Below are 19,763 nucleotides of genomic sequence, written 5' to 3' on the forward strand. Positions count from 1 at the left end.
ATCGCGGTGCGGCCGATCTCGAAACGGTCGACGCCCGCGGCGCCATCGACGGCCGCGGGGCGAGGCGGCCGCGGGGCGAGGCGGCCGCGGGGCGAGGCGGCCGCGCCCGTGGGATCGGCCGGACGGTTACCCGCGCCGCTCGATCAGGATCTGGGTGAAGAACTCGTAGATCAGGGCTGCCTGGAACGCCGATTGCTTGTTGTCGGCGGCGCCGCCATGGCCGCCCTCGATGTTCTCGTGGTACCAGAACTCGTGCCCCTGCGCCTCCAGTAGCGCGGCCATCTTGCGGGCATGGCCAGGGTGTACGCGGTCGTCCCGGGTGGAGGTGGTGAGCAGAATCGGAGGGTAGGCGATGTCGGCGCGCGTGTTCTGATACGGCGAATACTTGCCGATGTACTCCCATTCCTCCGGCTTGTCCGGGTCGCCGTACTCGGCCATCCACGAAGCGCCCGCGAGCAGCAGATGGTAGCGCTTCATGTCGAGCAGCGGCACTTGGCACACGATGGCGCCGAACAACTCGGGATAGCGGGTCAGCATCACGCCCATGAGCAGTCCGCCGTTGCTGCCACCCACGGCGCCGAGTTGGTCGGCGGTCGTGATCCCGCGTGCGACGAGGTCCTTGGCGATCGAGGAGAAATCTTCGTACACCTTGTGCCGGTTGGCCTTCTGTACGGAGGTGTGCCACTGCGGACCGTATTCGCCGCCACCGCGAATATTGGTCATTACCCAGGTGCCGCCGCGCTCCAGCCAGCCCATCCCGGACGCGCCGCTGTAACCGGGAGTGCGCGACACCTCGAAACCGCCATATCCGGACATCACCGTCGGCCCCGGCGTGTTGTTGTGATCACGCTGCCGGATCACGAAGTACGGCACCATGGTTCCGTCGTCGGACCGGGCGAAGAACTGTTCGGTCTCGACCCCGTCGGCGTCGAAGAAGCCGGGCTCCTGCTTGAGCCGCTCGGTACGCCCACCGACGGCGCTGGCCAGCAGCGTGGCAGGCGTGGTGAATCCGCTGGTGGTCAGCATGAATTCGTCGCCCCCCTCCAGCGGGTCGAGGTTCAGCACGCTGGTGGTCGCCATTGGCGGGGTGTCGGCCAACGGTTCGCTTCGCCAGCCGTCATCGTCCGGGGTCAGCACGTAGAGCTTGGTCTGCACGTCCTCGAGCGTGATCAGCAGGAGGTGGTTCTCGGTCCAGCCGTAGCCGTGCAGCGAGGTGTGTGCGTCGGGAGTGAATATGGCCTCGAATTTCCTTGTGCCGGAAAGAAATTCATTGAAGTCGGTGGCAAGTAGGGCGCCTGCTGGATAGCTGGCGCCGCCCACCTCCCACGGCGACTTCAGCCGGATCAGCAGCCAGTCCTTGTACCAGGATTCACTGGCGTCGGTGGGGATGTCGAGATGGCGCAGCGAACCGTCGTCCTCGATCAGGTAGACCTCTTCGTTGAAGAAGTCGGTGGCGCGGCCGACGAAGTGCCGTTCATAGCCCGGCGTCCGGTCGTAGCCCGCCGAGACCGCGACGTCACCGGCCTCACCTTCGAAGACCGTCTCCGCTTCGGCCGGGTCGGTGCCGCGCCGCCACCGCTTCGCGATCCGCGGATATCCCGACTCGGTCAGCGAGCCGGGACCGAAATCGGTGCCGACGTACACCGAGTCGAGGTCTATCCAGCGGATCTCCGACTTCGCCTCGGGGAGGAAGTAGCCGCCGTCGGCGGGCTCGATGAACTCTCTGCGCTCGATATCGAACTCGCGGACCACCTTCGCGTCGGCGCCGCCACGTGACAGGCTGATCAACGCGCGGGACTGTTCGGGGCGCAGCACCGCGGCGCCGCCCCACACCCAGTTCTCGTCCTCGGCGGCGGCCAGCGCGTCCAGATCGATCAGGACGTCCCACTCCGGGTCGTCCTTGGCGTACTCGGCGAAGGTGGTGCGCCGCCAGAGACCGCGAGGGTGATCGGCGTCACGCCAGAAGTTGTAGAGCCAGCGTCCGCGCCGGCCCGGATAGGCGATCTTGGCATCTGTGTCGAGCATGTCCAGGATGCGCCGCTGCAGCTCGCGGAAGCGATCCGAGTCGGCAAAACGCTCGTCGACCACGGTGTTGTGTGCGCGCGCCCAGTCCAAGGCACGCTCGTCGGTCACTTCTTCGAGCCAGAGGTAGGGGTCCGTCACATTCTGCTCAACGCCGCTCATGTCCACATTGTTGCCGAGCGGCGCAACCCGGGATCACCAGGAGTGCGCGATGTCGACCATGACGCGCGACTCACCACCTGGTCCGGCGAGCGTGTGTACCTGGAACGGCAAGCGGCCGCGGACCCCGAGGCCGACCGTGGTCTGCCCTTCGAAGGATCCGGCCCAGGCTACCTGGCGGAAAGTTTGGTATCCGCCGACGTCGACGAGTTCGGCCCGGTTCGCGGGCTGGTAGGTGGCGTTGCCCGCGTCGTCGTAGGCGGGGGCGCCGATGACGACGTTCAGGAACGCCTCGCCGCGCAGCGCGACCGGAGCGCCTGAGCCGTCCATGACGATCCGATCGGCGTAGCCGACGTGATAACCGGTCACCGGTCCGGTGATATCGAACACGAGTCGGTCGAAGCATTCGTGCCGTCCGGATCGGACTCCCGCGATCAGCGCGGGCGCCCGGGTGGAACTCGCTTTGTCCCGCGAGCCCCAGTCCACCGCACAGTTCGCGGCCGCCGCCGCGGGTCCCGGCGCGATCCAGAGACCGACGCCTGTCACGAGCGAGATGACCAAGAGAAACAAGCGACTCATGGTCGCACCGCCTTCGGACACGAGGGATCACGTACTGAGTGGATCGGTCGTCCAGGAGCCTGTGTTAGCAGGTCGGAAAATCGAAAGTCATTGGCGGCGTGCACCGATGCACCACGATGGCGGTTTGATCGGCGGGCCGAGGGTGGTTCGACCTCACCCCCCGACCGTGGAATCCGGCGCCCGCGTATCTCAGCCAGCCGGTCGGCCCTGGCTCAGCCTGTCACGCAAGCGCACAACACTGGTCGGTCGGGTACGGAGACGCGGTCCTCCCTGGGGTGTGCCGACCTCGCCGGACCAGGCATGGCGACCGGACCGACCGCATGGCCCGTACCGCAGGCCGGCCGTGACGCTCAACCCGTTACTTCCCTCCTAGGGAATCATTCGGCCGGGTGTGGCGCAGGCCTCATTGTTGCGGGGGACCAGTGGGTGAACTTCACCCATCGGAGTTAGGCTCGGACCCGTGACTTCCCATTACGACGTTGTCGTTCTCGGTGCCGGCCCAGGCGGTTATGTCGCCGCTATCCGTGCGGCACAATTAGGCCTTCGTACCGCGATCGTCGAGCAGAAGTATTGGGGTGGGGTGTGCCTCAATGTGGGCTGCATCCCGTCCAAGGCACTGCTCCGGAATGCGGAACTGGCGCATATCTTCACCAAGGAAGCGAAGACCTTCGGTATCTCCGGTGAGGTGAACTTCGATTTCGGCGTCGCGTTCGACCGCAGCCGCAAGGTCGCCGACGGCCGGGTCAAGGGCGTCCACTTCCTCATGAAGAAGAACAAGATCGACGAGTTCGACGGCAAAGGTACCTTCACCGGTCCGAACTCGCTGTCGGTCGAACTCGGCAAGGGCGGCACCGAGACGATCACGTTCGACAACGTGATCATCGCGACGGGCACCGTCACCAAGCTGCTGCCCGGCACCCAGCTGAGCGCGAACGTGGTCACCTACGAGGAGCAGATCCTCACCCGTGACCTGCCCGGTTCGATCCTGATCGTCGGCGCGGGCGCGATCGGCATGGAGTTCGGCTACGTCCTGAAGAACTACGGCGTCGACGTACGCATTGTGGAGTTCCTCGACCGCGCACTGCCGAACGAGGACGTAGACGTCTCCAAGGAGATCACCAAGCAATACAAGAAGCTCGGCATCACCATCACCACCGGTGCGGCCGTGCAGTCCATCGACGACGACGGCGCCAAGGTCACCGTCTCGATCAAAGACAACAAGACCGGCGCGATCGAGACCGTCACCGTCGACAAGGTGCTGCAGGCCGTCGGCTTCGCGCCCCGCGTCGAGGGCTACGGCCTGGAGACGACCGGAGTGCAGCTCGAACGCGGCGCCATCGCGATCGACGACAACATGCGCACCACCGCTGCGCACATCTACGCCATCGGCGATGTCACCGGGAAGTTGCAGCTCGCGCACGTGGCGGAGGCGCAGGGTGTGGTCGCGGCCGAGACCATCGCGGGCGCGGAGACCGTCACCCTCGGCGACTACCGGATGATGCCGCGCGCCACGTTCTGCCAGCCGCAGGTCGCCAGCTTCGGCCTGACCGAGCAGCAGGCCCGCGATGAGGGCTACGACGTGAAGGTCGCGACCTTCCCGTTCACCGCCAACGGCAAGGCGCACGGCCTCGGCGACCCGACCGGTTTCGTCAAGCTCGTCGCGGATGCCAAGTACGGGGAGCTGCTCGGCGGCCACCTGATCGGCCCGGACGTTTCGGAGCTGCTGCCCGAGCTCACGCTCGCGCAGAAGTGGGACCTGACGGTCAACGAGCTGACCCGCAACGTGCACACCCACCCGACCCTCAGCGAGGCTCTCCAGGAAGCCTTCCACGGCCTGGCCGGTCACATGATCAACTTCTGATCCCGGGGTCGCGAAAGGGGCGTGTGGTCGAGGACCGCACGCCCCTTTCGCATATCGGGAAAGGTTGCGCGGGACCGCGCGAGTCGCCGTCGACGCGCGGGCACTGCTATACAGCGTGCATGTTTCGTAGAGCGCGGATCGGAAGTGTGCCGGTACTCGTCGTCGTGCTGCTGCTAGCGGCGGGCACTTACTACCTGATGAACGCCCGTACCTTCCAGCTGGCCGGTCACGTGGTGAACCGGGTGGACACCGACGAGAAAGTGGTCGCGCTGACGTTGGACGACGGACCGTCCGATCGGGCGCCCGAAGTGCTGAAGGTCCTGGCCGATGCCCAGGTTAAGGCTACTTTCTATCTGAACGGACGCGATCTCGCCGCTCACCCGGAGTACGGGAGAGCGATCGCCGCGGCGGGCCATGAGATCGGTAACCACACCTACTCGCATCGGCGGATGGTCTTCGTCTCTTCCGGCACCGTCGGCGATGAGATCGAACGTACCGACGCCGAGATCGGAAAAACCGGCTACACCGGCCCGGTCACCTTCCGTCCGCCCTACGGCAAGAAGCTGTGGACGCTGCCGCACTACCTCGCCCAGCATGACCGCGTCACCGTGATGTGGGACGTCGAGCCGGATTCGGGCGGGGTCGCCACCACGGACGACATCGTGGCCGAGACGCTCGACAAGGTTCGTCCCGGGTCCATCATTCTGCTGCACGCCATGTTCGGGCCTGCTACGGCGCTGGCCGCCATCCCGCGTATCGCCGCCGAATTGCGTTCCGCGGGTTATCGTTTCGTCTCCGTGTCAGACCTGAGGGCGCGCTGAGTCGATTGGTGCAGCACCGCGCGGATACGGTGATCCCCACCGGGATCCGCGCAGTGACGGCTCGATACATCCCCGGCCGAGTGCGGCCAGGTCTCAGAGCATGCCGTAAGCGCGGTTGGGAGTGAACAGGGCCAGGGCGCGGCGATCGGCCACCATCGCGTCGCGATACTCGGCCCAGTCCGGGTGTTCGCCGACGGCTTTGCGGTAGTAGTCGACGAGCGCCTCGACCGTGGGGTCGTCGGGAGCGGCGGCGATCGGGCTGAGTTCCACCGTGCCTTCGAGTACCGCGTAGGCGAAGAAGTCGTCGCGGGTGACGTGGATCGCCGCCCACGGATCGCGAGCCAGGTTGTGGTATTTGGCACGGTCGGCGGTGACGGAGATGCGGATCCGGTCGTCGTCACCGACGACATGCAGCACATTGGACAGTTGGGGGCGTCCGTTGCGGCGGATCGTGGTGAGCACGGACCTGCGGTGATCTCGTGCGAAATCGACTGCGGCGGCGAGTTCCATGTCCGTGTAACCGTTGGTGCCGCGGGTCTCTTCCCTGCTGCGCTGCGGAGCGGTCAGTCGCGGTGATAGGCCGCTTGGGCCGCGCGCACGCGCGTCATGTTGGTCTCGACCACCTGGATCAGCGCTTCCAGATGCGCGGCGACCTCGGCGCCCAGTTCGGTGAGGGTGTACTCGACCCGCGGCGGAATGGTCTCGTGTACCTCGCGGTGCACCATGCCGTCACGCTCGAGCGCCTGCAGGGTCTGCGACAGCATGCGCTCGCTGACACCATCGACTCGTCTGCGCAACGCACTGAAACGGTACGGCCCCTCGCGGAGCGCGACGAGCGCCAACGTGCCCCAGCGGCCCGCGACATTCTGTAGAACCGGCCGTGACGTGCAGTTTCTTGCGAAGACATCGGCTTCCAGCGTGGGATCGTCGGCGTCGGCCGAGGCGATGCGCTGGGTAGTCATGGTTTCGATGGTACCTGCCTTGACCTCAGTAGCGCATGAATGCATAGTACTTACAAATAGTAAGTACTTATGAAATGCTCAGGAGGTAGTGATGACCATCGCAGTGACCGGGGCCAGTGGACAGCTGGGCCGGCTCGTGGTCGAGGCGCTGATGCGTGCGGGATCGACACCGGTCGTCGCGATCGTGCGCGATCCGCGGAAGGTGGCCGACCTGGCCGAGCGCGGCGTCGACGTCCGGCGGGCCGACTACGGCGATGCGGCGGCGCTGGACATCGCCCTCGACGGCGTCGACCGGATGCTGCTGATTTCCGGCAATGAGTTCGGCGTGCGCGTAGCGCAGCACACCACTGTCATTCGCGCTGCCGAGCGCGCGGGCGTCGAGTTGCTCGCCTATACCAGCATTCCGAGCGCGACCGACAACCCGCTGATCCTCGCGCAGGAGCACCGGGCCACCGAGTCCGTGCTCGCCGAATCGACCGTCCCGCATGTCATTCTGCGCAATAGCTGGTACTGGGAGAACTACCTGGGTGGTCTCGCGCACACGGTGGAATCGGGTGTGCTGCACGGTGCGGCCGGTGAGGGGCGCGTGGCGGGCGCGGCACGCGCCGACTACGCCGACGCGGCCGCGAGGGTACTCATTACCGACGGGCACGCGGGTCGGGTGTATGAACTCGGTGGCGAGGAACGGCTCACCTACCCGGAACTGGCGCGACTGATGTCGGAGGCGGCGGGAAAGCCAGTGCGTTACGAGAATCTGTCGGAGGCGGACTACGTCGCCGGTCTGATCCAGGCGGGACTGTCCGCCGACTACGCCAGGGTGCTCGGCGATGCCGAGGCCGGCATCGCGCAGGGCATCCTCGAGGTGCGCTCCGGCGAGCTGGAGAAGCTGCTCGGCCGCCCCGCCACCCCGGCGGTCGAGGTCTTCCGTGCGGCGCTCGGCTGAGACTGCCGCCGAACCCTGCCGGGACGGCGCGGCTCCCTACCGGGAAGCGCGCCGTCCGCTCGGGCTCACACCCACTGGACCAATTGGATGATGATCCCGTTCGGATCGCTCATCTGGAAGTACCGTTCGCCCCATTCTTCGGTCTCGATAGGTGTCACGATCGGCACGCCCGCGTCGCGCAGCCGGGTGTATTCGGCATCGATGTCGTCCACGACGAACACGACGAGTATCCCGTCGCCGGCGCTGCCTGCCGCGCTCTTCGGCTTGAAGGTCGTCAGTCCGGTGCGCAGGTAGATCACAGTGAGGCCGGCGTCGGCTCGGTCCAGTGAGACGAACCCGTCCGCCGACATCGTCTCCTCGAATCCGAGGTGGTCGATCAGGAACTTCGCCGATGCCTGCGGGTCGGGGACGTTGAGTGAGATGGCGGAAGCGGTGATATTCATCTGTCCTCCTCGATGGTCTGCCGCAAATTACTGTACTAAGTACGCTGTACTTCGTAGAGAAATTCCCTTCCCGCGCGCTCTGGGCTGCCGCACGTCGATACGATCGGTGGTTCGACCGGTGAGGAGGCAGCGTGGGGCAGTCGAAAGAGCGCAGCAGCGCGGGCGACCCGGTGCGCACCCTGGAGCTGCTGTGGCGGGTTCCGCCGCGCCACGGCGCTGGTCGTGGTCCGAAACAGCGCAGCAGTGTCGAGGCGGTGGTCGCGGCGGCCATCGCGCTCGCCGACGCCGAGGGCATCGGCGCACTCACCATGCGCGCGGTCGCTACCGAACTCGGTCTGACCCCGATGGCCACCTACACCTACGTGCCGGGCAAAGCGGAGTTGGTCGACCTCATGCTCGATACGGTGTACGCGGAGATGGCGCGCGCCGACCTGGCCGGCTTGGCTTGGCGTGAACGGGTCACCGTGGTCGCCGCCGAAAATCGCGCCATGCTCGCGCGTCATCCGTGGGTGGCCTACCTGCCGACCACTCGTCCGCCGCTCGGCCCCGGCCTCGCCGCGAAATACGACCACGAGTTACGCGCATTCGACGGTCTCGGCCTCGACGACGTCACGATGGACGCCGCGCTGACGCTCGTGCTCGGCTTCGTCACGTCCGTCGCCCGCATCGCCAGCGATACCGAGCGTGCCGCTATCGACAGCGCGATGTCCGACCAGCAGTGGTGGGAACGCGCCGCCCCACTGCTGGAACAGGTCTTCGACGCACGGCGCTATCCGCTCGCCGCACGAGTAGGCGCGGCCGCCGGCCGAGCCCATGACGCCGCCTACAGCGCCGAGCACGCCTATCGGTTCGGTCTGGCTCGGTTGCTGGACGGGCTCGCCCAGCACATCGAGGGACACGGAGGTTCCAGCGTGGACCGCTAGATGCTGTCGCGCTGGATGCTGTCGCGCTGGATGCGTAGGGTGGCGATAGTGGCTGCGAGCCCGTCGTATTGGTTGACCAACAGGACGATTTCGATCAGGCTGCGCTCGTCGTAGTGCTGCGCCAAGGCGGTCCAGGTGTCGTCGTCGAGGTCGCGTGTCCGCACCAGCCGGTCCACCGCGGTCAGCAGCGCGCGGTGCTTGTCCGACCAACCCTCCGCGCCGGGGCCGGCACGCAGCCGGTCCAGGATCTCGACGGTCACCCCTGCCCGCCTGCCCAGCGCGATGTGATGGTCCATCTCGTAGTCGCATCCGCGCAGGTGTGCGACGCGGATGATCACCAGCTCGGACTCGTGACGTGGCAGCCGCCCGCCCGGCATGAGCTTGCCCGAATAGTGCAGCCAGCCGCGGAACAGGCCCCGAGTGCGGCCGAGGGTACTGAACAGATGCGCGTCGTCGGTGCCCGCGGCGCGGGAAAGCACCTGCCAGACAATCCAGTTGATCGGGCCGAGTTCCCGGAGCCGTCCGGGCGAGATGCGGGGTCGCAGCGCTGAAACCATGCTCGATCGTCACCTCCGCGTGGTCTGCGGCCGGCGCTGGTGCCGAGCCGATGTGTCTGAGCCTAACCGGCGGTAGTCGGGGATCGGCGGACCATTCTTTGCTTTCCAGTGGTTTTCGCCGGGGTACCCCGTCATCATCAGTACCGATACGGGGCGGTGCGGCCGCAGCGGGATGCCCGCGCCCCCGGAATACGTCACAGGTCGGCAGGGGAACAGATGTTGGTGAGGATCAGGCCCGGAGCGCAACTTTCCGGCGCCGAGCGGGAATTCGTCGCGTGCCTACAGTCGTATCCGACGACCGGCCTCGCCATGATCCACGTCGAGGCGGACAACCGGCGGATCGACGCAGCGGTCTGGACGCCTCGCGGACTCACCGTGCTCGAGGTGCACGGGTTCCTGCGTAGGCAGAGCGGCGTCCTGAGCACGCCGATCGAGGGGCCGTGGAAGATCAGCGACGCCGTGGTGGCACTGGATGCCGAAGGTTCCGGAAGTCCGTCCGATCGCGTGGAACACGGCATCTACGCGGTGAAGCACACGCTCCAACGAGCGCTGCAGGATCCGGGACATATCTGCGGCGCGGTCGTGCTCGTTCCGTTCCGCGGCGCGGTGGTGCGCCCGGCGCGCACCAATCTGCGTCCCGGTCTGGACGTCGTCGTGGGCAACGTCGCGGACGCGACCGAGCTGCGCATCTACTTGGAAGGGTTCTCCGCGGGACCGCGTAGCTGGACCGCGGATCGGGTGATCGGCGCGTGCGATGCGCTCGGCCTCGCCGATCTGGCGCCGTCCCGCGCCGAGCTGCTCGACTCCGGCTTCGAGGAGAAGATGCCGGAGCCGACGAAAACTATTGACCGCCAAGCAAAACCGCGGATCGAACCGACACCGGGCGTCCCGACGAAGCAACAGACATACACGGGCTGGGCGGTGGTCGCCGTCGCCATCCTCGGCATGGTGATCGTGCTCGGCGTGATCGCGACCGCGCTGGCCCACGATACGGCGCAGCCGGCCCCGGCAGGCGACGTCGGCACGACGAGTCCGACGCCCTCGCCGACGCCCTACCGCCCTACCACCTGCTGGCCCTTCCAGCCCAACTGCTGACCTCAATCCCGCACGGCGCGTCCCAGTTCGGCCAGACGCAGCGCTGACTGCGCTCGCGCGAGCAGACGCGCCCGCGCTGCGTCGATATGAGCGATCAACCTGTCGAGCGCGGCGTCGACCGCGCCGGACAGCAGGTGTTCGGCGATCTCGATGTGGTCGGCGGTCATTGTGGCGATCCGGTCCGCAGTGGGCGGATCCAGGGTGCGCACCGGGCGCACCCGAAGGTGTACCGCGGTGAGCGCATCAGCCAGAACGGCGTTACCCGCCGCCGCGAGCAGCGCGGTATGGAAAACTTCGTCGGCGGCCACCAGCGCGGGCCCCGGTTCGGGCGGGTTGTCGCGCAGCGTGCGCCAGGTATCCAGTTCCGCGCGCACCAGCGCTAAGTTGTGTGTAGGCGAGGACTCGGGTGCGCGGGATCGCACCCGCTGAATCCCGCGCGCCTCCAACACAATCCGTAACTCATAGAGGTGATCTAGCTCGTCGAGTCGTGGGCGGTGCGGGAAGAGTCCGTCGGTGAGGCGTTCGACCAGTCCGTCGGCCTGCAAGCGGGCCAGTGCCTCGCGCACCGGGGTCCGTGATACCCCGTAGAGGTCGGCGAGGCGTTCTTCACTGAGCCGTTCGGTCGGCACGATCGCACCGGTTGCCAGATCCCGGCGCAGCGCGGCGTATATTCGCTCGCTCAATGGGATCCGACCCCGGTGGGTGGTCACGGCCGCGCTCAGATCGCCATCGCCACGCGCACCGCGGTCTCCGCATCCGCGCCGCCCGCACCGGCAGATGTCACCCGCCCGGAGCGCAGAATGTAATACCGCTGTGCCGCCTGCACCGCGAAGCCGATGTGCTGCTCGACCAATAGCACACTCAATCCGCCCCGCTGGGTGAGATCGATAATGGTGCGCTCGATCTCGGCGACCACCGAGGGCTGAATGCCCTCGGTCGGCTCATCGAGAATGAGCAACCTCGGGTTGGTGATCAACGCCCGCGCGATCGCGAGCTGTTGGCGCTGACCGCCGGAGAGCAGGCCCGCCTTGCGGGCGAGCAACCCACGCAGCGCGGGAAACAGGTCGAGCGACTCGTCGATCAGCGCCGTGCCTCGCCTGCGTCCGTCCGCGACGACCTGCAAGTTCTCCGCTGTGGTCAGCTGCGGAAAACTCTGCTGTCCCTGCGGCACATACGCGATGCCGCGGCGCACCCGCCGTGCGGGGGACAGCTTGGTGATGACCTCCCCGTCGAAAACTATCCGCCCCGATGCGGTGCCGAGCAGACCGACCGCGGTGCGCAACAAGGTAGTCTTTCCTGCGCCGTTGTGCCCCATGATGGCCACGACACTGTCATCCGGAATCGTCACCGAGACGCCATGGATCACCTCGGTGCGGCCGTACCCGGAGTGGATATCGATGAGTTCGAGCATCAGCGGACTCCTTGCCCTGCGTGGTCGTTATGTCGTCGCGCGGATGGCCCGGCGGAGGCCGCGGTGCCCAGGTAGACCTCCTGCACCTTCGGATCCGCCTGCACCTGCTCGACGGTGCCCTCGCTGAGCACCCTGCCGCCCGCGAGGACGGTCACCGAGGTGGCGAAGGCACGCATGAAATCCATGTCGTGTTCGACCACGACGACAACGCGCTCGGCGGCGATGCGGCGCAGCAGGGTTCCGGTCTGCGCGCGCTCCTCGGCGCTCATGCCGGCGACCGGCTCGTCGAGCAGCAGCACCGACGCGTTCTGCACCAGCAGCATGCCGATCTCGAGCCATTGCCGCTGCCCGTGCGCAAGGACGCCAGCGGGCCGATCGCGCAGGTCGGCGAGGCCGATCGTCTCGAGCGCCGTCTCGATGCTCGGCAGCACCGACTTGCGCCGGCGCAGCATGGTGAGCGCCGAGCGGCCCGCGTTCGCCGCGATGTCGAGATTCTGCAGCACGCTGAGCTGTTCGAACACGCTCGCGGTCTGGAACGTGCGCCCGACGCCGAGACGGGCGATCCGGTGCACCGGCTTGCCGAGCAGTTCGACACCGGTCTTCCGCGCCGAACCGGTCGCGGGAACCAGTCCGGTGATCGCGTCGATCAGTGTGGTCTTTCCCGCGCCATTGGGGCCGATGAGAAAGCGCAGGTCGCCTTGCAGCACAGTCAGATCGACGTCAGTGACGGCCTTGACGCCGTCGAAGCTCACCGAGAGGCCGCGAATTTCGAGATATTCACTGGACATTCCGGCATTGCCGCCGAGTTTCGGTTCCTGCACGATCTCGGTCATCGGAATTCCACCTTCCCCGTCACGGGCTCGGGCAGCGCTTCGGTCGTCACGGCCCGCGCCGCCGGATGCCACCGAAACCGGCTGCCCGGCATCCCCTTCACCATCGGCCACAGCCCGGCCAACCCGGCCGGGACGAAACCGACCACCACGATGAACAGCACGCCTTGCAGATAAGTCCAGCCGGAGGGGAACTCCTCGGAGAACGCGGTCTGCGCCCACGCCACGCCGATCGCGCCGAGCGCCGGCCCCAGCAGGGTGGTCCGGCCGCCGATCGCGACGCCGATCAGGAACGCGATGGACGGAACGACGCCGATATCGGCAGGGGAGATGATGCCGACGATCGGGGTGAACAACGCACCCGCGATGCCCGCGAAGAACGCGGCGATCACATACGCGACGATCTTCACGTTCGCCGGGTCGTAGCCCAGGAAGCGCACCCGCTCCTCCTGGTCGCGCACCGCAATGAGAAGTTCGCCGTACCGGCTGTGCATCAATTGCCGCACCAGCGCGACGACCGCGAGCATGGTGCCCGCCGCAAGGAAGAACAACATCTGCCGGTTCGTCGGATCCGACAGCTTGAACCCGAAGAAGGCGCGGAAATCGGACAGGCCCGTGAAGCCGCCGATGGTCTGCTGACCGGTGAGCAAGATGGCCAGCGCCGCCGCGAGCGCCTGGCTCAGGATGGCGAAATAGGCGCCCTTGACCCGGCGTTTGAACACACCGTAGCCGAGTATCGCGGCGGTCAGCGCGGGCAGCACCAGAATGCCGACCAGCGCCACCGGAGCAGAGGAAAACGGCCGCCAGAACGAAGGCAGTTCGCGGATACCGGCGATCTCCATGAACTCCGGTACCTCGTTGCCGAGCCGGGCGGCATCGGCCATCTGCAGATGCATCGCCATGATGTAGGCGCCGATGCCGAAGAACACACCCTGCCCGAGAGTGAGCATTCCGCCACGGCCCCACGCCAGTCCGATCCCGACCGCGACAATCGCGAAGCACAGGAACTTCGCGAGCAGGTTCAGCCGGAAGTCGTCGAGCACCACGGGAGCGACCCCGAACAGTAGAATCGCCGCGCCGGCGAATCCAGCCAGTGGGGTGAGCGAAGGGTGCGCGCGCAGAAGCGGTCCGAGCATGGTCACGCCAAACTTCTTGTGCGGACGGTGAACAGGCCCCGCGGACGTACCTGCAGGACGATGACGATGACGATGATGACGAAGACGATGACCTTCGCGATGGACGCGGTGGTCGAGTACTCGATGTAGGAATTCAGCAGGCCGAGCGCGAAAGCCGCGATCACCGTGCCCTTGATCTGGCCGAGCCCGCCGATCACCACCACGAGAAACGCATCGATCAGATAACTCTGGCCGATGGTCGGGCTCGTGGACCCGATCAACGTGAGCACGACACCGGCCACCCCGGCCAGCCCCGAGCCGATGAAGAAGGAACTGACATCAGTGAAACGACTGGAGATGCCCGAGGTTTCGGCCAGCCCGCGGTTCTGCACAACGGCACGAATGCGCCGCCCCAACGGTGTCGTCTTCAACACCACCGCCAGCATGGTCACCGCGACGACCGCCAGTACCAGAATGAAGATGCGGGTCTTCGGCACCACCGCGCCCATGATCGTGACGCCGCCGCCGAGCCATCCAGGTGCGATCACGTTCTTGGCGGGGGCGCCGAAGACGTCGCGGGCGAGCTGCTGCAGCACCAACCCGACACCGAACGTAACCAGCAGGGTGTCCAGCGGTCGGTCATACATCCAGCGGATCAGGCCCATCTCCAGCGCCGCGCCGAGCAGACCGCCGACGAGAAAGCCGACCAGCAGCGAAACAGCCAGCGAGACACCCGCCGACGAGATGACCTTCTGCACCACATAGGTCGTGTAGCAACCGGCCATGAGGAACTCGCCGTGCGCCATATTGATCACGCCCATCTGCCCGAAGGTCAGCGAAAGGCCCAACGCGGCAAGCAAGAGAATCGATCCCAGACTCAGCCCCGTGAAGAGCTGTCCGATCACGACATCCATAGGGACTCCTGTGTTGTTTGGCAGCGCCTTCGGCGCGAACGGGGAATGCTCGGTCTCGCTTCGCTCGGAAGTGGGGGTCGGGCCGATGTGGCCGCGGTGGGTGGTGAAGGTGGGTTCATGTGGTCGCTATTGGGGATGAATGTGGTTCTGGGGGGCGGGGATACGGTTTGGGCTCGCCGGTCGGGTTTGGGCTCGTATTCGGTTTGGGGAGTGCGGCTCGCCCCGAGCGATCGACGTTGGCGACTTTGTCGCTGGCGTGTCGGCCGCTCGGCGCGACCCTGGCCGTGTCCCGGCGCTCGTGAGCCCTCGTTCGACTGCTGAGCCGTTGAGCGGTGGGGAGCAGTCATCGTTGGCTTCTTGCGCGATTACCGGCCGTGAGATGGGTTAGTTACTTCAGGTTTTTGGCCCAGTCGTAGGACTTCAGGTATGGGTCCGGGGTGACCGCCTTGCCCGAATCCCACACGGTGTAGATGAGTCCGTCCGGCCGGATTTCGCCGATGCGGGCGGTTTTGGTGATGTGGTGGTTGGCGCCGTCGATGGTGACCGGGCCCTCCGGCGCGTCGAAGGTCACGCCGTCGGCGGCGGCTTGGATGTCGGCAACCGTGAACGACTTCGCCTTCTCGGCGGTGTTCTTCCACAGGTAGACCGAGGCGTAGGCGGCTTCCATCGGGTCCGAGGTCGGCTTGTCGGCGCCGAATGCGGCTTTGTAGTCCGCGACGAACTTCTTGTTCACCGGGGTGTCGACGGTCTGGTAGTAGTTCCAGGCGGTCAGCTGACCCGCGATGTTCTGCGCGCCGATGCCAGCGACCTCCTCCTCGGCGATGGACACCGAGACCACCGGCATGTCGGCGGCTTTCAGACCCGCGTTGGTGTACTCGCGGAAGAACGCGACGTTGGAGTCGCCGTTGAGGGTGTTGAACACCGCGCCCGCCTTGGCGGTGCGCACCTTGTTCACGATGGTGGAGAAGTCGGTCGAGCCGAGCGGCGTGTAATCCTCGCCTTTTATCTCGATGCCGTTGGCCGCGGCGTAGGCCTTGATCTCGCGGTTGGCGGTCTGCGGGAAGACGTAGTCGCTGCCGACCAGGTAGAGCGAGGTGATGCCCTTCTGTTTCAGATAGTCCAGCGCCGGGATGATCTGCTGGTTGGTGGTCGCGCCGGTGTAGAAGATGTTCTTGCTGTCCTCCAGGCCCTCGTACTGGACCGGGTAGTAGAGCAGCGAGTTCAGGCTTTCGAACTTCGGCTTCATGGCCTTGCGACTCGAAGAGGTCCAGCCGCCGAATACCGCGGCGACGCAGTCGGAACTGATCAGCTTCTCCGCTTTCTCCGCGAAGGTTTTGGGGTCCGAGGCGCCGTCCTCGAGCACCAGTTCCAGCTTCTTGCCGAGGACGCCGCCCGCGGCGTTGATCTGGTCCACGGCCAGCTTCGTCGAGTTGGCGACGGTGACCTCGGAGATGGCCATGGTGCCGGACAGCGAGTGCAGGGAACCGATCTTGATCGTGTTCTTCGACGTGTCGACACAGGAGGCGGTGGTCGAGCCGGCGGTCGAGGCGTCGTCCTTGGCGCCACAGGCGCTCAGCAACATACCGGCAAGTGCTGCCGCGGTCGGTATCGCCAACGCCTTCACCACGCGCGTGTAGCGATGTCGTTGAATGGCACGGGAATCTGGCATGGGGTGGGACCCTTCTCCTCATCAGGCGGCGCGGCGGCGCCCGGTGTGCGCCGCATCGAATATTTCGCTGTTCCAGGCGGTTACGGCGGAAGGCCCGCGCTGTATACATCGGCTGTATTCGTGCTCCGAAGGGTAGACAGAAGTTGTCGCGCCGGAATGTCTCCCGGTGACGAATCCATGTTGAGTGTTTCGTCGGTGTGAACCTTTTCCGTTACCGATTGGTTAATCGCGGTGAGGTCGGTGCGGACCCGTTGACCAGCGGCGACTTCCTTACGGTTGCGTAGCGTCGCCGCGGTACGGCACTCTTCGATTTGTACGACGTCAGAACCACCCGATCCCCCGGCGGCGGGCCAGGGGCTGTGAGTCGAGGAGGACGAGGTGGGGCACTACAAGGCGAACCTGCGCGATCTCGAGTTCAACCTGTTCGAGGTGCTGGAACTGGACAAACTGCTGGATACCGGCGCCTACGGCGACCTGGACTCCGACACCGTTCGCTCGATGCTGTCCGAGGTGAAGCGGCTGGCAGAGGGCCCGGTGGCGGCATCGTTCGCCGCCGCGGACCGCGACCCGGTGGTCTACGACGCGACCACCTTCACGATCTCGGTTCCGGAGCCGCTGCGTCAGACGATCGCCGCCGTGCGCGAGGCGGACTGGGGTCGTCTCGGCATGCCGGCGGGCATGGGCGGCACGCCCGCGCCCGCGGCCGTGGTGTGGGCGGTCGGCGAGATGATCACCTGCGCCAATCCCTCGGCGTCCTTCTTCGCCATGGGCAGCGTGATGTCCTCGGTGTTGTACAACGTCGGCACACCGCTGCAGCAGCACTGGGCCACCCTCGGTTACGAGAAGGGCTGGCAGGGCACCATGGTGCTGACCGAGCCGGACGCGGGCTCGGACGTCGGCGCGGGCCGCACCAAGGCCATCGAACAGGAGGACGGTTCCTGGCATCTCGAAGGCGTGAAGCGCTTCATCTCCGGCGCCGAGGTCGGCGATACCGCCGAGAACGTCTTCCATCTGGTGCTGGCCAGGCCCGAGGGGGCTGGTCCCGGGACCAAGGGTCTTTCGCTGTTCTACGTCCCGAAGTTCCTGTTCGACCACGAGACGTTGGAACTCGGCGACCGCAACGGTGTCTATGTCACCGGGGTCGAGCACAAGATGGGCCTGAAATCCTCGCCCACCTGTGAGCTGACTTTCGGCGGCACGGACCTGCCCGCCAAGGGCTGGTTGGTCGGGGACGTGCACAACGGCATCGCCCAGATGTTCCAAGTGATCGAGAACGCCCGGATGATGGTCGGGGTCAAATCGTCGGGCACCCTGTCGACCGGTTATCTGAACGCACTCGACTACGCGAAGAACCGGGTACAGGGCGCGGATCTCACCCAGATGACCGACAAAGCGGCGCCTCGGGTGACCATCGCCCAGCACCCCGATGTCCGGCGTTCACTCGCCCTGCAGAAGGCGTATGCCGAGGGGTTGCGTGCGGTATACCTGTACACCGCCGCCCATCAGAACGCCGATGTGGCGCAGCTGGTTTCGGGCGCCGACGCCGAGCTGGCCCACCGGGTGGGCGACCTGTTGCTACCGATCGTCAAGGGCGTGGGCTCGGAACGGTCCTACCAGTACCTGACCGAATCGCTACAGACCCTCGGCGGTTCGGGCTACCTCCAGGATTACCCGATCGAACAGTACATCCGGGACGCGAAGATCGACTCGCTGTACGAGGGCACCACCGCCATCCAGGCGCAGGATTTCTTTTTCCGCAAGATTATGCGTGACAACGGTGTGGCGCTCGGCCACCTCACCCGACAGATCACGGCGTTCCTGGACGCGAAGACAGGTCGGTTCGAGACCGAGCGTGCGCTGCTGCGCACGGCCGAGGCGGATGTCCAGGCGATGGCTGCCACGCTCACCGGCTTTCTGGTCGCCGCGCGGCAGACACCAACTGAGCTGTACAAGGTCGGCCTGGGCTCGGTGCGCTTCCTGCTCGCGGTCGGTGACCTGCTCATCGGCTGGCGGCTGCTGGTGCAGGCGGAGATCGCGGCCGCGGCGCTCGCGGCCGACATATCGGACCGGGACCGCGCTTTCTACGCTGGAAAGATCGCTGTCGCAAGCTTCTTCGCGAAGAACGTGCTGCCCCAACTGACCGCGGTGGCACGGATCATCGCCGCGCTCGACAACGACATCATGAACCTCGACCAGGCGTCGTTCTAGTGCCGCACCAGTCCGACGCGGCACCCGGCGCGACAGGTGCGAGATCGGCCGCCAGACCATTCGGGATGGTCGATCAGAAGACAAGACCGGGCGCCGCGTTGTCCACTGCACGAAATGAGTTCCGTCGGCAGTCTCGAGTAGGGTCGATGCACAGCGGCGCCGCGCAAGCTTCCCACGAGAGGTGAGTTCGGGCCGAATACCGGCCTTGTTCAGCCCCTAAACTTGGACGATGGTGCAGCCGACTCCCTGGCAAGCAGGCAAAAGCGACCGGCAGGCCGACCTACCCAGCCGGTCGAAAGGCCGTGCCACACGGCGCCAAATCGACGTGGCACAGGTTCTGGCCTCAGTTCCGCCGCTGCCGGCGTCGTTCCGAAAGGACTGGGCTTACCTGTGCGCCGCAGTGGGAAATGTCATCGTCTTCTATTTGCTGTTCAAGCCATGGGGCGTCGGTAACGGTCCCGACGGCAAGATCGCCACCAACGCCTTCGGCAGACTCCGAGTCAGCACAACCCTCACCTCCCTCTGGTCAGGGGCGCCGCCGACCCCCACGAAGGTCAATGGCACATGGGCCGTCCTTGCCAGCGTCGCCATCGCTGTCACCGTTTTCTCCGTGCTGATCAATCTTCAAGCACGCACCGAGCTGCTTTCCCGCGTGGCGACCGGCGCCACAGTGGCCGTGGCGTTTTTCGTCGTCATGGCGCTAGTCGACATCAACAGCAAATTGGAAGCACTCCGGGGGATGGTCTCGTCCGGCAGTCACCGGGATATGGGCACTCAGATCGGCCTGATCATTCGCTGGGCCTCCGGCAACGGCAGCTACCCGATGCCCGGAGCCCGGCAGTACGCATGGCCCACCGGCACTTTGACCACTGAGGCGTGGCTTGCCCTCGCGTTCGCGGCGGTGTCGGCTCTGGTTGCTCTCACACAGTGGGTTCGTGGGCGCCCGAACGGATCTCATCGCTGGCAGTGGCGTCTCCCCGTCGCTACCGGGTCGGAATCGTCGGAATCCGACCACGCCGACCAAGGCTCTACGGCGCGCACCGGCAAAGCCGAGCCGGAGCAAGCCGCCGCCGAGCAAACCAAACCTGAGCAAACCAAACCTGAGCAAACCAAACCTGAGCAGGCCACCGCTGAGCAAGCCAAACCCGGGCAAGCCAAACCTGGGCAAACGGGTCCTGATCCCAGCTAGAGCCCGGAAGCGTCTAGACATCAGGAGCCTGGACGAGGCAGCGTCCCGAGGAGGTAGGTAGG

At 66.1% G+C, this 19,763-nt stretch carries 19 protein-coding genes; 7 read left to right on the forward strand and 12 right to left on the reverse strand.

The window, feature by feature from the left end:
- Positions 1–126: 126 nt before the first annotated feature.
- A complete protein-coding gene (locus AB0B25_RS12320) occupies positions 127–2,184 on the reverse strand; it encodes a prolyl oligopeptidase family serine peptidase (protein ID WP_357177469.1) in 2,058 nt (685 codons plus the stop codon).
- A gap of 33 nt (positions 2,185–2,217) precedes the next feature.
- Positions 2,218–2,760, reverse strand: coding sequence for a hypothetical protein (locus AB0B25_RS12325; RefSeq protein WP_357177471.1), 543 nt, complete (start codon positions 2,758–2,760; stop codon positions 2,218–2,220).
- A 460-nt stretch (positions 2,761–3,220) separates the two neighbouring features.
- Here AB0B25_RS12325 and lpdA point away from each other — a divergent pair, with 460 nt between their 5' ends.
- Together lpdA and AB0B25_RS12335 are read left to right on the forward strand one after the other, a co-directional pair.
- Positions 3,221–4,621, forward strand: a complete 1,401-nt coding sequence (lpdA, locus tag AB0B25_RS12330; RefSeq protein WP_357177473.1) for a dihydrolipoyl dehydrogenase — start codon at positions 3,221–3,223, stop codon at positions 4,619–4,621.
- Positions 4,622–4,740: 119 nt separating this feature from the next.
- On the forward strand, positions 4,741–5,442 hold the full coding sequence (locus AB0B25_RS12335; protein WP_357177475.1) for a polysaccharide deacetylase family protein: 702 nt from the start codon (positions 4,741–4,743) through the stop codon (positions 5,440–5,442).
- Positions 5,443–5,535: 93 nt separating this feature from the next.
- Here AB0B25_RS12335 and AB0B25_RS12340 read toward each other — a convergent pair whose 3' ends face one another.
- Together AB0B25_RS12340 and AB0B25_RS12345 are read right to left on the reverse strand one after the other, a co-directional pair.
- Positions 5,536–5,952: a PPOX class F420-dependent oxidoreductase gene (locus AB0B25_RS12340; protein WP_357177477.1), complete on the reverse strand. Its 417-nt coding sequence runs from the start codon at positions 5,950–5,952 to the stop codon at positions 5,536–5,538.
- Positions 5,953–6,005: 53 nt separating this feature from the next.
- Positions 6,006–6,404 (reverse strand): helix-turn-helix domain-containing protein, encoded by a 399-nt coding sequence (locus AB0B25_RS12345; protein ID WP_357177479.1) that lies wholly within the window; start codon positions 6,402–6,404, stop codon positions 6,006–6,008.
- Positions 6,405–6,495: 91 nt separating this feature from the next.
- Here AB0B25_RS12345 and AB0B25_RS12350 point away from each other — a divergent pair, with 91 nt between their 5' ends.
- Positions 6,496–7,347: an SDR family oxidoreductase gene (locus AB0B25_RS12350; RefSeq protein WP_357177481.1), complete on the forward strand. Its 852-nt coding sequence runs from the start codon at positions 6,496–6,498 to the stop codon at positions 7,345–7,347.
- 65 nt (positions 7,348–7,412) lie between these two features.
- Here AB0B25_RS12350 and AB0B25_RS12355 read toward each other — a convergent pair whose 3' ends face one another.
- Positions 7,413–7,790, reverse strand: a complete 378-nt coding sequence (locus AB0B25_RS12355; RefSeq protein ID WP_357177483.1) for a VOC family protein — start codon at positions 7,788–7,790, stop codon at positions 7,413–7,415.
- A 131-nt stretch (positions 7,791–7,921) separates the two neighbouring features.
- Between AB0B25_RS12355 and AB0B25_RS12360 the strand changes: the two genes are divergently transcribed.
- On the forward strand, positions 7,922–8,713 hold the full coding sequence (locus AB0B25_RS12360) for a TetR/AcrR family transcriptional regulator C-terminal domain-containing protein (protein ID WP_357177485.1): 792 nt from the start codon (positions 7,922–7,924) through the stop codon (positions 8,711–8,713).
- On the opposite strand, the gene AB0B25_RS12365 is transcribed toward AB0B25_RS12360, so the two are convergent.
- Positions 8,710–9,258, reverse strand: a complete 549-nt coding sequence (locus tag AB0B25_RS12365) for a carboxymuconolactone decarboxylase family protein (protein WP_357177751.1) — start codon at positions 9,256–9,258, stop codon at positions 8,710–8,712. The genes AB0B25_RS12360 and AB0B25_RS12365 overlap by 4 nt on opposite strands.
- Before the next feature lie 228 nt (positions 9,259–9,486).
- Between AB0B25_RS12365 and AB0B25_RS12370 the strand changes: the two genes are divergently transcribed.
- Complete coding sequence (locus tag AB0B25_RS12370; RefSeq protein ID WP_357177487.1) at positions 9,487–10,365, forward strand: NERD domain-containing protein; 879 nt, start codon at positions 9,487–9,489, stop codon at positions 10,363–10,365.
- A gap of 2 nt (positions 10,366–10,367) precedes the next feature.
- On the opposite strand, the gene AB0B25_RS12375 is transcribed toward AB0B25_RS12370, so the two are convergent.
- From AB0B25_RS12375 to urtA, 6 genes are all read right to left on the reverse strand, one after another.
- Positions 10,368–11,048: a GntR family transcriptional regulator gene (locus AB0B25_RS12375; protein ID WP_357177489.1), complete on the reverse strand. Its 681-nt coding sequence runs from the start codon at positions 11,046–11,048 to the stop codon at positions 10,368–10,370.
- 35 nt (positions 11,049–11,083) lie between these two features.
- The gene (gene urtE / locus AB0B25_RS12380) at positions 11,084–11,776 is read right to left on the reverse strand and encodes an urea ABC transporter ATP-binding subunit UrtE (protein ID WP_357177491.1); all 693 of its coding nucleotides are present in this window, start codon (positions 11,774–11,776) and stop codon (positions 11,084–11,086) included.
- On the reverse strand, positions 11,776–12,609 hold the full coding sequence (gene urtD / locus AB0B25_RS12385) for an urea ABC transporter ATP-binding protein UrtD (RefSeq protein ID WP_357177493.1): 834 nt from the start codon (positions 12,607–12,609) through the stop codon (positions 11,776–11,778). The genes urtE and urtD overlap by 1 nt, the downstream gene beginning before the upstream one ends.
- Positions 12,606–13,742 (reverse strand): urea ABC transporter permease subunit UrtC, encoded by a 1,137-nt coding sequence (gene urtC, locus AB0B25_RS12390; RefSeq protein ID WP_357177753.1) that lies wholly within the window; start codon positions 13,740–13,742, stop codon positions 12,606–12,608. Before urtC ends, urtD begins: the two co-directional genes overlap by 4 nt.
- A 2-nt stretch (positions 13,743–13,744) precedes the next feature.
- Entirely contained in the window at positions 13,745–14,635 is an 891-nt protein-coding gene (gene urtB / locus AB0B25_RS12395; RefSeq protein WP_357177495.1) for an urea ABC transporter permease subunit UrtB, read from the reverse strand.
- A gap of 388 nt (positions 14,636–15,023) precedes the next feature.
- Positions 15,024–16,304, reverse strand: coding sequence for an urea ABC transporter substrate-binding protein (gene urtA / locus AB0B25_RS12400; RefSeq protein ID WP_357177496.1), 1,281 nt, complete (start codon positions 16,302–16,304; stop codon positions 15,024–15,026).
- Between the two features lie 378 nt (positions 16,305–16,682).
- Between urtA and AB0B25_RS12405 the strand changes: the two genes are divergently transcribed.
- Together AB0B25_RS12405 and AB0B25_RS12410 are read left to right on the forward strand one after the other, a co-directional pair.
- Positions 16,683–18,512, forward strand: coding sequence for an acyl-CoA dehydrogenase (locus tag AB0B25_RS12405; RefSeq protein WP_357177498.1), 1,830 nt, complete (start codon positions 16,683–16,685; stop codon positions 18,510–18,512).
- Positions 18,513–18,741: 229 nt separating this feature from the next.
- On the forward strand, positions 18,742–19,701 hold the full coding sequence (locus AB0B25_RS12410; RefSeq protein ID WP_357177500.1) for a hypothetical protein: 960 nt from the start codon (positions 18,742–18,744) through the stop codon (positions 19,699–19,701).
- Positions 19,702–19,763: the final 62 nt, after the last annotated feature.

This window comes from Nocardia sp. NPDC049190, assembly GCF_040648115.1.
Lineage (GTDB): Bacteria > Actinomycetota > Actinomycetes > Mycobacteriales > Mycobacteriaceae > Nocardia.

Coding starts and splice junctions, on each gene's coding strand:
- AB0B25_RS12320 (WP_357177469.1), bottom strand. CDS start 2,184: ATGAGCGGCGTTGAGCAGAATGTGACGGACCCCTACCTCTGGCTCGAA.
- AB0B25_RS12325 (WP_357177471.1), bottom strand. CDS start 2,760: ATGAGTCGCTTGTTTCTCTTGGTCATCTCGCTCGTGACAGGCGTCGGT.
- AB0B25_RS12335 (WP_357177475.1), top strand. CDS start 4,741: ATGTTTCGTAGAGCGCGGATCGGAAGTGTGCCGGTACTCGTCGTCGTG.
- AB0B25_RS12340 (WP_357177477.1), bottom strand. CDS start 5,952: ATGGAACTCGCCGCCGCAGTCGATTTCGCACGAGATCACCGCAGGTCC.
- AB0B25_RS12345 (WP_357177479.1), bottom strand. CDS start 6,404: ATGACTACCCAGCGCATCGCCTCGGCCGACGCCGACGATCCCACGCTG.
- AB0B25_RS12350 (WP_357177481.1), top strand. CDS start 6,496: ATGACCATCGCAGTGACCGGGGCCAGTGGACAGCTGGGCCGGCTCGTG.
- AB0B25_RS12355 (WP_357177483.1), bottom strand. CDS start 7,790: ATGAATATCACCGCTTCCGCCATCTCACTCAACGTCCCCGACCCGCAG.
- AB0B25_RS12370 (WP_357177487.1), top strand. CDS start 9,487: ATGTTGGTGAGGATCAGGCCCGGAGCGCAACTTTCCGGCGCCGAGCGG.
- urtE (WP_357177491.1), bottom strand. CDS start 11,776: ATGCTCGAACTCATCGATATCCACTCCGGGTACGGCCGCACCGAGGTG.
- urtD (WP_357177493.1), bottom strand. CDS start 12,609: ATGACCGAGATCGTGCAGGAACCGAAACTCGGCGGCAATGCCGGAATG.
- urtC (WP_357177753.1), bottom strand. CDS start 13,742: ATGCTCGGACCGCTTCTGCGCGCGCACCCTTCGCTCACCCCACTGGCT.
- urtB (WP_357177495.1), bottom strand. CDS start 14,635: ATGGATGTCGTGATCGGACAGCTCTTCACGGGGCTGAGTCTGGGATCG.
- urtA (WP_357177496.1), bottom strand. CDS start 16,304: ATGCCAGATTCCCGTGCCATTCAACGACATCGCTACACGCGCGTGGTG.
- AB0B25_RS12410 (WP_357177500.1), top strand. CDS start 18,742: ATGGTGCAGCCGACTCCCTGGCAAGCAGGCAAAAGCGACCGGCAGGCC.